8 protein-coding genes are annotated in these 12,355 nt (G+C 72.2%); all 8 read left to right on the top strand.

Annotated elements, in window-relative coordinates; all coding sequences use genetic code 11:
- Window positions 1-3: 3 nt before the first annotated feature.
- Genes AB0N16_RS39350 through AB0N16_RS39385 form a run of 8 tightly spaced genes read left to right on the top strand, consistent with a single transcriptional unit; the run spans window position 4 to window position 12,326 of the window.
- A complete protein-coding gene (locus AB0N16_RS39350) occupies window positions 4-4,032 on the top strand; it encodes an alpha/beta fold hydrolase (RefSeq protein WP_365805469.1) in 4,029 nt (1,342 codons plus the stop codon).
- Window positions 4,014-5,024, top strand: coding sequence for a 3-oxoacyl-[acyl-carrier-protein] synthase III C-terminal domain-containing protein (locus tag AB0N16_RS39355; RefSeq protein WP_365805471.1), 1,011 nt, complete (start codon window positions 4,014-4,016; stop codon window positions 5,022-5,024). Before AB0N16_RS39350 ends, AB0N16_RS39355 begins: the two co-directional genes overlap by 19 nt.
- Window positions 5,021-6,418: an NAD(P)/FAD-dependent oxidoreductase gene (locus AB0N16_RS39360; RefSeq protein WP_365805473.1), complete on the top strand. Its 1,398-nt coding sequence runs from the start codon at window positions 5,021-5,023 to the stop codon at window positions 6,416-6,418. Before AB0N16_RS39355 ends, AB0N16_RS39360 begins: the two co-directional genes overlap by 4 nt.
- Window positions 6,415-7,464, top strand: a complete 1,050-nt coding sequence (locus tag AB0N16_RS39365) for an AfsA-related hotdog domain-containing protein (protein WP_365805475.1) — start codon at window positions 6,415-6,417, stop codon at window positions 7,462-7,464. Before AB0N16_RS39360 ends, AB0N16_RS39365 begins: the two co-directional genes overlap by 4 nt.
- A 3-nt stretch (window positions 7,465-7,467) precedes the next feature.
- Window positions 7,468-8,799: an FAD-dependent oxidoreductase gene (locus AB0N16_RS39370; protein ID WP_365805477.1), complete on the top strand. Its 1,332-nt coding sequence runs from the start codon at window positions 7,468-7,470 to the stop codon at window positions 8,797-8,799.
- Window positions 8,796-9,635 (top strand): SDR family oxidoreductase, encoded by an 840-nt coding sequence (locus AB0N16_RS39375; protein WP_365805479.1) that lies wholly within the window; start codon window positions 8,796-8,798, stop codon window positions 9,633-9,635. Before AB0N16_RS39370 ends, AB0N16_RS39375 begins: the two co-directional genes overlap by 4 nt.
- Before the next feature lie 7 nt (window positions 9,636-9,642).
- Window positions 9,643-10,650: an acyl-CoA desaturase gene (locus tag AB0N16_RS39380; protein ID WP_365805481.1), complete on the top strand. Its 1,008-nt coding sequence runs from the start codon at window positions 9,643-9,645 to the stop codon at window positions 10,648-10,650.
- Window positions 10,651-10,700: 50 nt separating this feature from the next.
- Window positions 10,701-12,326 carry an AMP-binding protein gene (locus AB0N16_RS39385; RefSeq protein WP_365805483.1) on the top strand — a complete coding sequence of 542 codons (1,626 nt, stop codon included), beginning with the start codon at window positions 10,701-10,703 and terminating at the stop codon, window positions 12,324-12,326.
- Window positions 12,327-12,355: the final 29 nt, after the last annotated feature.

Consider the following 12,355-nt stretch of genomic DNA (forward strand, 5'->3'; position numbering starts at 1 on the left):
GCCATGACGGACGACGACAGGACACTCCAGTACCTCAAGCGGGTGGTCGCCGAACTCCAGAGCACCCGCGAGCAGCTGCGGCGGGCCGAACAGCGCACGAACGAACCGATCGCGGTCGTCGGCATGGCCTGCCACTATCCGGGCGGTGTCACGTCCGCCGATCGGCTGTGGGACGTCGTGGCCCAGGAGCGTGACGTCGTCGGGGACTTCCCCGACGACCGGGGCTGGGACCTCGACCACCTCTTCGACGACGACCCCGACCACCCCGGGACCACGTACACCCGGTTCGGCGGATTCCTGGACTCGGCAACGGAGTTCGACGCGGAGTTCTTCGGCATCGGGCACATCGAGGCACAGGCCATGGATCCGCAGCAGCGGCTGCTTCTGCAGACGGTGTGGGAGTGCCTGGAGGACGCGGGGATCGACCCCGGCACGTTGCGCGGCTCCCGTACGGGCGTGTTCGTGGGGACGACCGGGCAGGACTACGCCCAGCTCGCGCGCTCCGGCCCGAGCGACCTGGAGGGCTACTGGGGGATCGGCTCGGCGGGCAGCGTGCTGTCGGGGCGTGTCTCGTACGTGCTGGGGTTCGAGGGCCCGGCGCTCACCATCGACACGGCGTGTTCCTCGTCGCTGGTCGGTGTGCATCTGGCGGCGCAGGCGCTGCGCCAGGGCGAGTGCTCCCTCGCCCTGGCCGGTGGTGTCACGGTGATGTCCACGCCCGGTGTGTTCACCGAGTTCAGCAGGCAGCGTGCCCTCTCGCCGGACGGCCGATGCCGCTCCTTCGCGCAGGCGGCGGACGGCACCGGCTGGGGCGAGGGTGTCGGTGTCGTCCTGCTGGAGCGGCTCGGCGAGGCCCGGCGCAACGGCCATCGCGTCCTCGCCGTCATCAAGGGCTCGGCCGTCAACCAGGACGGCGCGAGCAACGGTCTCACCGCGCCCAACGGCACCTCCCAGCAGCACGTCATCAGCCAGGCACTGGCCGCCGCGCGCGTCCTTCCCGCCGAGGTCGACGCCGTCGAGGGCCATGGCACCGGCACCACACTCGGCGACCCCATCGAGATCGACGCGCTGAACGCCGTCTACGGCCGGGAGCGCGAAGCTCGGCATCCCCTGCGTCTCGGCTCGTTGAAGTCCAACCTGGGGCACAGCCAGGCGGCCGCCGGTGTCGGCGGCCTCATCAAGATGGTCCAGGCCCTGCGCCACGAGAGACTCCCCCGGACCCTGCATGTCGACCGGCCCACGCCGAGGGCCGACTGGTCCGGCGGCATCTCCCTGCTGACGGAGGCCATGCCCTGGCCGCGTGGGGAGCGCGTCCGGCGCGCCGGCATCTCCTCCTTCGGCATCAGCGGCACCAACGCCCATGTCGTCGTCGAGGAAGCTCCTGACGACCAGCACGACGCGGACGAGGGGGAGCCGGCCGCTCTCCCCGCCGTCCCGTGGGTGCTCTCCGCCAGGACTCCCGCCGCGCTGCGCGACCAGGCCCGCCGCCTCAGCACCCACCTCACCGCACCCGCCGGCACCGCCCACGCCGACACTTCCCAGGCCGACACCGCCGACACCGCCCCCGCCGGCACCACCCCCGCCGGCACCACCCGCCCGGACGTCACGCCCACCGAGGTCGGCGCCGCCCTCGCCCGTACCCGGGCCCGCTTCGAGCACCGGGCGGCCGTCATCGGCGCCGGGCGGGACGAACTCCTCGCCGGTCTCGCGGCGTTCGGCGCGGGCGAACTGCCCGGCAACGTCGTCCAGGGCGTGGCGGCCCGCGAGCCCAGGACCGCCGTCCTCTTCTCCGGGCAGGGCTCCCAGCGTGCCGGAGCAGGACGGGAACTCGCGGCCGTCCACCCGGTGTTCGCGGACGCGCTCGACGCGGCATGCGCCGAACTCGACCGTCTTCTGGAGCGGCCCCTGCGGGAGGTGATGTTCGCCACCGAGGGCACCCCGGAGGCGGAGCTCCTGCACAGCACCGGCTACACCCAGCCGGCCCTCTTCGCCCTGGAGGTCGCCCTCTACCGACTCGTCGAGTCCTGGGGGTTCACCCCCGATTTCCTGATGGGCCATTCGGTCGGCGAGCTGTCCGCGGCCCATGTCGCCGGGGTTCTCTCCCTCGCGGACGCGAGCGCCCTGGTCGCCGCCCGCGGCGCGCTGATGCAGGCGCTGCCGGAGGGGGGCGCGATGATCGCCGTGCAGGCGTCGGAGGACGAGGTCCGCGCGAGCCTGGCGGGGCACGAGCAGATGGCGGTGGCCGCCGTCAACGGGCCGCGCTCCGTGGTGGTGTCCGGAGCCGTGGACGCCCTCGCCGACTGGGAACTCCCCTGGCGGGAGCGGGGCCGGCGCACCCGCCGACTGCGCGTGAGCCACGCCTTCCACTCGCCCCTGATGCGGCCCGCGCTCGGCCGGCTCGCCGAGGTCGCGGGCGGCCTGACGTACCGGGCTCCGCGCATCCCGATCGTCTCCAACGTCACCGGCGCCCTCGCCGACCGGGCCGCGCTGACCACCCCCGGCTACTGGGTGCGCCACGCCGAGCGCCCGGTCCGGTTCCACGACGGCACGCGTGCGCTGGAGAAGGCGGGCGTGACCGCCTTCCTGGAGCTCGGCCCGGCCGGGGTGCTCACCGGCATGGCGCGCGAGTGCCTGGACGCCCCGTCGGCCGCCGTCCTCGCCTCGGCCCTCGGCGGCGGCGGGCCGGAGCCCGTCACTCTCCTGACCGCGCTCGCCGAGCTGCACACCCATGGGGCGGGCGGCGACCTGGCGGCCCTCTTCCCGCCGGCTGCGGAGCGCCGGGTGAGCCTTCCCACGTACGCCTTCCAGCCGCGCCGCCACTGGATCGACGTACCGCAGACCGTACCTGCCCCGCAGCCCGTGGACACCGGCGCGGCCCCCCGGGACAGGACTCCGGAGGAACCCACTCCCTCGGCACCGGACGTCCTCGACCTGGTCCTGGCCCAGACCGCCCTCGTCCTCGGGCTCGACGGCACCACGGCCGTGGACGCGGACCGGACCCTCCTGGAACTCGGCGTCGATTCGCTCGGCGCGGTCCGGCTGCAGCGGCGCCTGTCCACGGCCACCGGGCTGGACCTCCCGGCGACGCTCTTGGTGGACCATCCGACTCCGGGGGCGATCGCGGATCATCTGCGGCCGCTGATCGCACAGACCGCACCTCGGCCGAAGGACACCGCACCCGCCCCCGTCCCTCCGAGTCCTGGCCCGTGCACCGACCTTCTCAGATCCGCCCACGCCCGGGGCGAACTCCCCGCCGCCGTCCCCTGGTTGCGGCGGGCCGCCGCCGCGCTGCCCTCCTTCTCCTCCCCCGACCGGCTCACCGCACCGGTCAGGCCCGTTCTCGTCTCCGACGGACCCGCCGAGCCCGCCGTGGTCTGTGTGCCGTCCTTCCTGGCCGGATCGGGCCCGCACCAGTTCGCGCGGTTCGCCGCGGGCTTCCGGCACCGCCTGCGCATGTCGGCGCTCACCCTGCCCGGCTTCGGCGCCGCCTCACCCCTCGTACCGGGGTCCTGGCGCGCGGCGGTCGACAGCCTGGCCGCCGCGGCCCGCGAGGCAGCGGCCGGCGCCCCGGTCCTGCTCGCCGGGCACTCCATCGGCGGAGCCCTCGCGCACGCCGCCGCGGCGAGCCTGGAGCGTGCCGGGGACAGGGTCGCGGGTGTCGTCCTGATCGACACCTACGAGCCCGAACCCGACCGGCAGAACGAGGTGTTCGGCTGGGCGATGGGACACATCCTCGCCAGGGACCAGGCACCGGCCGACATCGACGAAGCGGGCGTCCTGGCCATGGGCGGCTATCTGCGTCTCTTCGACGACTGGTCCGCCGACCCGCTCGTCGCCCCGGCCCTGCTGCTCACCGCCGAGCGCGGCCCCGACGCACCCGGGAGCGGGAGCTGGCGGCTGTGGCGCGCGGCGGACGTCGTCACGCCGGTCCCCGGCGATCACTTCTCGCTCCTCGAGGAACACGCCGTCGACACCGCGCGGACGGTCGAGGACTGGCTTCGAAAGGAACCGTCATGCAGCCCGTCGGCATAGTCGACTTCGGAAGCTATCTGCCCGAGACCGTCGTGGGGCCCGAGTTCTTCCACGACCCGGACGCCCCGGTGGACATACTCGCCAACGCCCCGCTGTTCAAGGTGCCCGCGACCCGGCACCACGTCGCTCCGGACGAGCGCGCCTCCGACATGATCGCGAAGGCGGCCGCCCCCCTGTTCGACCGGCTCGGCAGGAAGCCCCAGGCCGATGTGTTCCTCACCAACGTCCTGCTTCCGGACGAGCCGTTCATGGGCATCGGCGCCCAGGCCGCGCACGAGCTCGGCATCGACCCCGAGTGGATCGTGGACCTGCACAACGGCGGCTGTGCCTCGTTCATGTACATGATGCAGCTGGCTCAGAAGATCATGGCCGACGGCTCCGCCCGGACCGCTCTGATCGCCAACGTGCAGAACACCGCCGGGCAGATGTTCGCCCAGTCCGAGGTGCGCAAGCACGCCCACGCGGCGGTGCCGGGCGACGGCTGTGGCGTGGCCTACCTGGAGGCGGGCGGCGGTTCCCCGATCCTCGGCGTCGTCAAGCGCAGCACCCCCGAGTACTCGGTCGACCTGGGGCTGTCGGCTCCGGACGGGCGCAAGTACTGGGAGCCGGGCACCGGGCAGACGGACATCTGGTTCGACAGCGAGAAGCAGAAGGAGGTCCTGAACCGCGGCAACTCGCTGGTGCCCGAACTCGTCCGGGAGCTCTGCTCGGAGCTCGGCGAGGAGCCGTCCGACATCGACGTCCTCGTCACCAACCAGCCGAACCGGATCTTCCTGAGGAACTGGCGACAGGCCCTGCGGCTCGACAAGGAGCGTCACTTCGACACCTTCGACCGCTTCGGCAACCTCTACGGCGCCGCCGTGCCCGTCACCCTCGACCAGGCCGCGCGCGCCGGCGAACTGCGCGACGGCGACCTCGTCGTGATGTCCGGGTTCGCGCACGCGGGTGACTTCGCGGCCGCGGCCGCCGTGCGCTGGACCGGCGCGTCGTGAGCGGCGGCACCGGGGACATCCGCACCGAGGACTTCGACGTCGTCATCGTCGGCGCGCGCTGCGCCGGATCCACCCTCGGCACGCTCCTCGCCCGCCGTGGCCTGCGGGTGGCCGTGCTCGACCAGGCGACGCGCATCCGCTCGACCCTGTCCTCCAACATCCTGCAGGCCGATTCGCTGGCATTCCTCGACCGCCTCGGCGTGTGGCCCGAGTTGCGGGCCCGCGGGGTCACCCCGATGAGCCATGTCGACATGCGCCTGGAGGAGTTCCGCTGTCTGACCGCCTTCCCGCTGCGGGACGGCGACGTCGGCGGCGCGGCATGCATCCGCCGGGAGGTCCTCGACCCCGTGCTGGTCGGTGCGGCCGGCGCCTCGGGCGCCGAGGTACGCCTGGGCACCAAGGTCACCGGGGTCGTCCGTGAGGGGGGCCGGGTCGCGGGGGTCGTGGCCGTGTCCGGGGGCACCGAGACCGTTCTGCGCGCCCGGCTCGTCGTAGGCGCCGACGGCCGGACCTCCAAGGTCGCCGAGGCCTGCGATTCCCGGATGTACCACGTCAGCCCCGGTGAACGCAGCTACTACTGGACGTACTTCGAAGGCGCGGACCTCGGTGAGCGCCCCACCTTCGTCTTCCACCGCTGGGGCGACCGGCACCTGCTCGGCGGCCCCGCCGACAACGGCCTCTACATCGTGGGCGTGTCCCCCCAGCGGCACGAACGGGAGTCCTTCCGCGCCGACCTCGAAGGCTCCGTGCACGCCCACGCCATGCGCTGCGCGCCCATCGCCAAGGCGCTCGCGAGCGCCACCCGCGCCGACAAGATCTACGGCATCCGCCGCTTCTTCGGGTACTTCCGCGAGACGGCGGGTCCGGGCTGGGTGCTGCTCGGGGACGCCGGGCACTTCAAGGACCCGGCGGGCGGGCGCGGCATCGGGGACGCCTTCCACCAGGCGGAGCGGCTCGCGCCCGCGATCGTGGCGGCGCTGCCCGACACGGCCCGGCTCGACCGCGCCACCGCCGAGTTCGGCACGTGGCGGGACCGCACCTACGCCGAGTACTACGGACTGGCCGCGGACCTCGGCGTCGCGGGCCCCATCGCGGGCGTCGTTCCCCGGGTCGTCCGTGCACTGCACGCCAAGGGCAAGGTCGACGGCGTACTGGACCTGCTGAGTCACCGCGCCTCCGTCATGGAGGTCCTCACTCCGGGGCGGGTACTCGGCGCCACCGGCAGAGCCGTGCTGAGCGGCCGGGGCCGGCGCCGGGCCGCGGTCGACGAGCTGGTCAGGCTCGCCGGTACGGAGATCAGCCGCCGGAGCGCGATGCGCAGGCCCGTCTACCAGAGCGGCCCCGAGCCGCACCCCGTTCAACAGGACCCCCTGGAACCGGAGCCGAGCAGATGACCAACACCCTCCCGCATCCGACCGCCCCCGGCTCGCTGCCGCCGCCCGGTGTCCGGCTGGGTTTCGAGCAGACCGTGCCGCGCTCGCTCGCGCACCGCAGGCAGATCGGCGAGGTCTTCGTCGCCGACTCCGCACAGGGCTCGGAGGACGATTTCCATCTGTCCTTCCAGATCCCCCGCGCGCACAGCCTGTGGGCCGATCGGCATCCCTCCCACCACGACCCGTTCGCGTCCGCCGAGGCCGCGCGTCAGTCGATCTTCGTGCTGCTGCACCGCCATATGGGCGTGCCGGTGGGGCTGCCCTTCAGCCTCCAGCGGATCGCGCTGCGGGTCGAAGACCCGCAGGCGTACGCGGACGACGGAACCTCCGCTCTTCAGGGCTATCTGCACTACCGCGTCGCCGAACGGCAGGGCAAGGGCTCCGACGTGGTGGGCATGACCCTCGAAGGCGTCATGGAGATCGGCGGCCGCCGGGCGATGACGCTCACCGCGGTCCTCGCCTTCATGTCGCAGGAGGACTACGACGTCTTCCGCGCCTTCCAGCGGGCTCAGAAGCCGGTGGACACCGCCCGGTTGACACCGGCGCACCGGCTCTCGCCCGGCCAGGTCGGCCGGGAGGTGCCCCGCAACGTCGTCATCGGTTCCGCGGACCGGGAGCACCCGGAGTCCGACGACGGCAGGATCCGCTATCTCCTCGCCGCCGACCGGCGGCACCCCGCGTTCTTCGACCACGAGTACGACCACATACCGGGCCCCCTGATGGCCGAGGGCCTGCGCCAGGCGGCCGTCGCCGCGGCCTGCCGCAGCGGGGCCATGGCGTCCCCGCACGCCCTGGCCGTCGGCTGCGAGGCGGCCTTCCTGGACTTCGCCGAGTTCGAGGCGGACCTCGTCCACGAGGCGGAGGTCCAGACGCCCGGCGCCGACGGTCGCCTGCCGGTGGCGGTGCGGCTGCTGCAGTTCGGCAAGACGGTCGTCGAGGGTCGTATCGAGCTGCTGCCCCACACGGGCCCGCATCCCCGTCCGACCGCACCAGTCCATGGAGGCTGATCCATGTCATTCGAACACACACGGCGACGGGTGGCGGTGGTGGGCGGCGGCATCGCGGGACTCACCGCCGCGCTCCGCCTGGACCTGCTCGGCCACGACGTCGAAGTGATCGAGGCCGAGAGCACGTTGGGCGGCCGCTTCGGCCTCGACAAGCTGGGCGACCGGCAGGTCATGACGGGCGGCAAGAACATCGGCCGCCAGTACCACACCTTCCGTTGGTTCACCTCGGAGCTCGGTTCGGACGCGTACGACAGCTTCGGGTACAACGCGTCCCGCATCAAGGACGGCCAGGTGCTCACGCTCGACAGCGAGCGCCGCGGACAGACCTTGAAGAACATCCGGCGCATGGGCTCGTCCCGGGACTTCGCGCGGATGGCGGGCATGGCGGCCCGCATCCGCGCCGACCGGCGCAACCGCTTCCTCGGCTCGCGCTACTTCAGCGGCGTCTCACGCAGGCACGACCACGCCCCGCTCAGCGAGTTCTTCGGTCCCGAGATGACGGACACGCTGGTGCGGCCCATGGTGATCCGCAACAACGGAGCCGAGCCCGACGAGGTATACCCCGGCACCTTCGGCACCAACCTCGCCATGCTGATGGACCACTACGACCAGCTGTCGGGCGGTATCCAGCCCGTCCTGGAGGCGTTCGCCAAGCGCGTGCCGGTACGGCTCGACTCGACCGTCGAAGGCCTGGAGATCCGCGACGGCAGGGTCACGGGCCTGCGGATCTCCACGGAGGGCGCCGAGGCGAAGTCCAGCGACTACGACGGCGTGGTGCTCGCCACCCCCGCCTACGCCACCGCCGAGATCGTCCGCTCGGCCCGGCCCGCGCTCGCCCGCCGCCTCGACGACGTGAACTACTTCCCGTCGACCGTGATTCTCGTCGAGTACGACCGGGACATCTTCACGCACGACGTGCGCGCGCTCGCGATGGACGACGGCCCGTGCAGCAACGCCGGTTCGTACGGCCAGGAGGAGCGCCACATCGTCCGCTACACCTACAGCGGCCGCGAGGGCAGGCTCACCGACCTCAGCCCCGAGAACATCGACCGGCTCACGGGGGAGACCGAGGAGCGCCTGGTGAAGTACCTGGGCGCGCCGCGCGCCGCGCGCGTCAACCTCCTGGTCAGGCACTGGAAGGCCGCCTACAGCGGCTATCTCCCCTACCACGCCGAGTTCCTGGCGGAGGTCCGCCGGAGCGTCACGGACATCGCGGGCCTGGAGCTCGCGGGCGACTACATCCAGGGTGTGTCCATCGAGGCCTGCGCGCGGACGGGCCGCGCGGCGGCCGGCCGGCTCGCCACGCACCTCGGCTCCCCGGGGACCCACCCGTGAGCGCCCCGAAGTGGGCGGTCGTCACCGGTGCCTCCTCCGGCATCGGCGAACACCTCGCCCGGGGCCTGGCCGCACGCGGATACGGCCTGTGGCTGACCGCGCGCACCACCCAGGCCCTGGAACTGCTCGCCAAGGAGCTGCGGGACAGGCACCGGGTGACCGTGCACGTCAGAACCTGCGACCTGGCCGACCCCGCCGCACGCGACGAGCTGGCCAGGGAACTCGCGGACAAGCCGGTGTCGGTGCTCTGCGCCAACGCGGGGTTTCCCACCTGCGGTCCGTTCAGCGAGAACGACCCCGCGCGGGAGACCGCCGAGGTCCAGGTCAACGTCGTCTCGGTGCACGCCCTCACCCAGGCCCTGCTCCCCGGCATGCTGGCCCGACGCCACGGCGGCATCCTGATCACCGGGTCGACCGCGGGCTACCAGCCCGTGCCGACGGCGGCCACCTACTCGGCGACCAAGGCGTTCACCAACACCTTCGCCGAGTCGCTCCACGACGAACTGCGCGGCACCGGCGTGCACTGCACGCTCCTCTCCCCCGGCCCCGTGCGCACCAACTTCTACGCGGTGGGCGGCATATCGGGCCTGCAGAAACACCGGTTCCTCGCCTGGCTCACACCCCAGCGCGTCGCCGAGGCGGGCCTGCGCGGGCTCGCCCAGGGGCGCCGCGTCGTGGTCCCCGGCCCCGTCGCCAAGGCCCAGTACCTCGCGGGCCGCCACACCCCCCGCGCGCTGCTCCTTCCCGTGCTGCGCGTGGCGTTCCTGCCCCTGTTCCGCAAGGCCAGGGGCGCCGGTACCACCAGCAACAGCCAGACAGTCAACTCCCGGAAGTGAGAAGCACATGGACGGCAGGAAGCATCGCTGGTTCATACTCTGGGCGTCGTTGATCCCGCTCCTCGCGGTCTTCGGCTCCATGGCACTGCTGTGGAACGAGATCTTCGGCTGGTCGGACGTCGTCGTCCTGGTCATCATGTACGCCATCTCCGGCTTCGGGATCTCCGCCGGATACCACCGCATGCTGACCCACCGCTCGTTCGAGACCTACAAGCCCATCCGCGTCGCCCTCGCCACCGCCGGTGTGATGGCCGGGCAGGGGCCGCCGCTGATCTGGGCCGCCCACCACCGCAAGCACCACCGCGTCGCCGACAAGGAGGGCGACCCGCACTCCCCGCACCTGGACTTCGAACCCGGCTTCAAGGGCACCATGGCCGGGCTGTGGCACGCCCACCTGGGATGGCTCTTCGACGTCAACCTCAGCTCCGACCCGATGCGCTACTGCCCCGACCTGGTCCGCGAGAAGCCCCTGCGCTGGCTGAGCGAGCACCTGCTCCTGGTCACCGCCTCCAGTGTGGTCCTGCCCGGCGTCATCGCCTACGCGATCACCGGTGGGTCGGTGCGGGCCGGGCTGACGGGCATGCTCTGGGGTGGCCTGGTCCGTATCTTCCTCATCAACCACATGACCTACGCCGTCAACTCCGTCGGGCATGTCTTCGGGCGCCGCCGCTTCGAGACCACCGACCAGTCGCGCAACGTGGCCTGGCTGTCGATCCCCTCGTTCGGGGAGGCCTGGCACAACAACCACCACGCCTTCCCCCGCTCCGCCCGGCACGGCATGAAGTGGTACGAGATCGACCTCTCTGCGGTGCTCATCTGGTCCCTGGAGAAGACCCATCTGGCCTGGAAGGTCGTCCGTATCGACCCCGAGCGCATGACCATGCGCGAGGCCAATATCAGCCGGGTCAGCGCGTCGTCGTCGGACCGTAAGGAGCTCCTGGAGTCGCAGCAGTCCCTCGCCCCGATGGCCGAACGCCCCCGCGACTCCGACGCCTCCCTCGTGGACGTCGAGTAGGCCGACGGGAGACCCGGGGAACGAGAGACACAAGAGACGGGGAAACGTACGTGGAGTTCTTCAACGCTCTGACCAACGGCGCCTCGCACGGCGTACTGCACGAGTGGAACGGCGACGAGTTCGACCACACTCCGTGGCGCGAGGTCGTCAAGGACGCGCACGGGATGGCCGCCGGCCTGCGCACCCTCGGTGTGGGGCCGGGCACCCGGGTCGCCGCCATCCTCACCAACACCCCCGACACCGTCCGCGGGCTGCTCGCCGTCTGGCTGGCGGGGGGCGCGGTGGCCTCGCTTCCGCTCCCGACCCGCGGGCAGAGCCAGGAAGCGTACGGTGAGCAGCTCCTCGCCCTTTCCGCACGGCTGGATCCGACGCTCCTGCTCGTCGACGACTGGCTGACCGGCATGGTCCCGGAGAAGCTCAGCGGGCATCTGCCGATCCGCGGCTGGTCGGCCCTGCGCGGCCCGGGGCACATCGAGCCGAGCCCGCCGGGACGGGACGACCTGGCGTTCATCCAGTACTCGTCCGGCTCCACCAGCATGCCCAAGGGGTGTGCGCTCACCACCCGTGCCATCGAGCAGCAGTTGCAGATCATCCTGCATCTGACGGGCGGCCGGCCGGGCGCGGACACCGTGGCCTCATGGCTGCCCCTCTCGCACGACATGGGCATGTTCGGCTGTCTGCTGTACTCGTGGGCGTACGACTTCGACTTCGTGCTGTCCTCGCCCGACCGGTTCGGGATGGCACCGCGCACCTGGTTCCGCGACATGTCGGAGTACGAGGCGACGATGACGGCCGGCACCAGCACGGCTGTGTATCTCGCGGCGCGGGCGCAGGGGCGGGGCACCCTGCCGAAGGAGCTGAAGCTGCGGGCCGCCGTGATCGGCGCGGAGCGTGTCGACTGGAACACACTCGTCACGGCGACGGAGAAGTTCCGGCCGTTCGGCCTGAGCGACTCCGCTTTCCAGCCGGCGTACGGCATGGCCGAGGCGACGCTCGCGGTGACCGGCAAGCCCTGGGCGCAGGCACCCAAGGCGCTCGCCTTCGACGGGCCCGCGCTCGTCGAGGGCTCGGTGATCGAGGTCGCGCCGGACCACCCGAGGTCCACCCGGCTCGTCTCCAACGGCCCCGCATTGCCCGGGGTCGCCGTGCGGGCCGGGTCGGGCGGTCGGATCGCGGAGATCCAGGTGGCGTCGCCGAGCCTGGCGAACGGCTACCACGCCGACCCGGAGCGCACGGCCGTCCGGTTCAAGGACGGCTGGCTGCAGACCGGCGACCTGGGCTTCGTCCAGGACGACGAACTGTACGTCCTGGGCCGCGCCGACGACATGCTGTCGGTGGGCGGCCGGAAGGTCTATGCCTCCGAGATCGAGTCGGCGATCGACAGCCTGAGGAACGTGCGCAAAGGGTGTGTGGCCGTCGTCGACACCGGCGATTCGGGGATGTCCCGGCTGGTCCTGATGGTGGAGCCGCAGGGCAACCCGCGTGACTACCGGCCCATCGCCGAGGCGGCGGCGGCCCTGGCCATGGAGAAGGCCGGGGTCGCCCTCGCGGAGTGTCTGTTCCTGCCGCGCGGTGTGCTGCCGAAGACACCCAGCGGCAAGATCCAGCGGTTCCGCTGCCGGGTGCTGCTCCACGAGGGGCGGCTCGCCCCCGTGGCCCGGGTGAAGTTCGCCTGACCAGAAGTGTGCGCGGGAGCCCGACAGGC

The organism is Streptomyces sp. NPDC051105, assembly GCF_040682795.1.
Lineage (GTDB): Bacteria > Actinomycetota > Actinomycetes > Streptomycetales > Streptomycetaceae > Streptomyces.

Excerpts from the sequence above, each read along its gene's own strand:
- AB0N16_RS39350 (WP_365805469.1), top strand. The coding sequence starts at position 4 with ATGACGGACGACGACAGGACACTCCAGTACCTCAAGCGGGTGGTCGCC.
- AB0N16_RS39365 (WP_365805475.1), top strand. The coding sequence starts at position 6,415 with ATGACCAACACCCTCCCGCATCCGACCGCCCCCGGCTCGCTGCCGCCG.
- AB0N16_RS39370 (WP_365805477.1), top strand. The coding sequence starts at position 7,468 with ATGTCATTCGAACACACACGGCGACGGGTGGCGGTGGTGGGCGGCGGC.
- AB0N16_RS39355 (WP_365805471.1), top strand. The coding sequence starts at position 4,014 with ATGCAGCCCGTCGGCATAGTCGACTTCGGAAGCTATCTGCCCGAGACC.
- AB0N16_RS39380 (WP_365805481.1), top strand. The coding sequence starts at position 9,643 with ATGGACGGCAGGAAGCATCGCTGGTTCATACTCTGGGCGTCGTTGATC.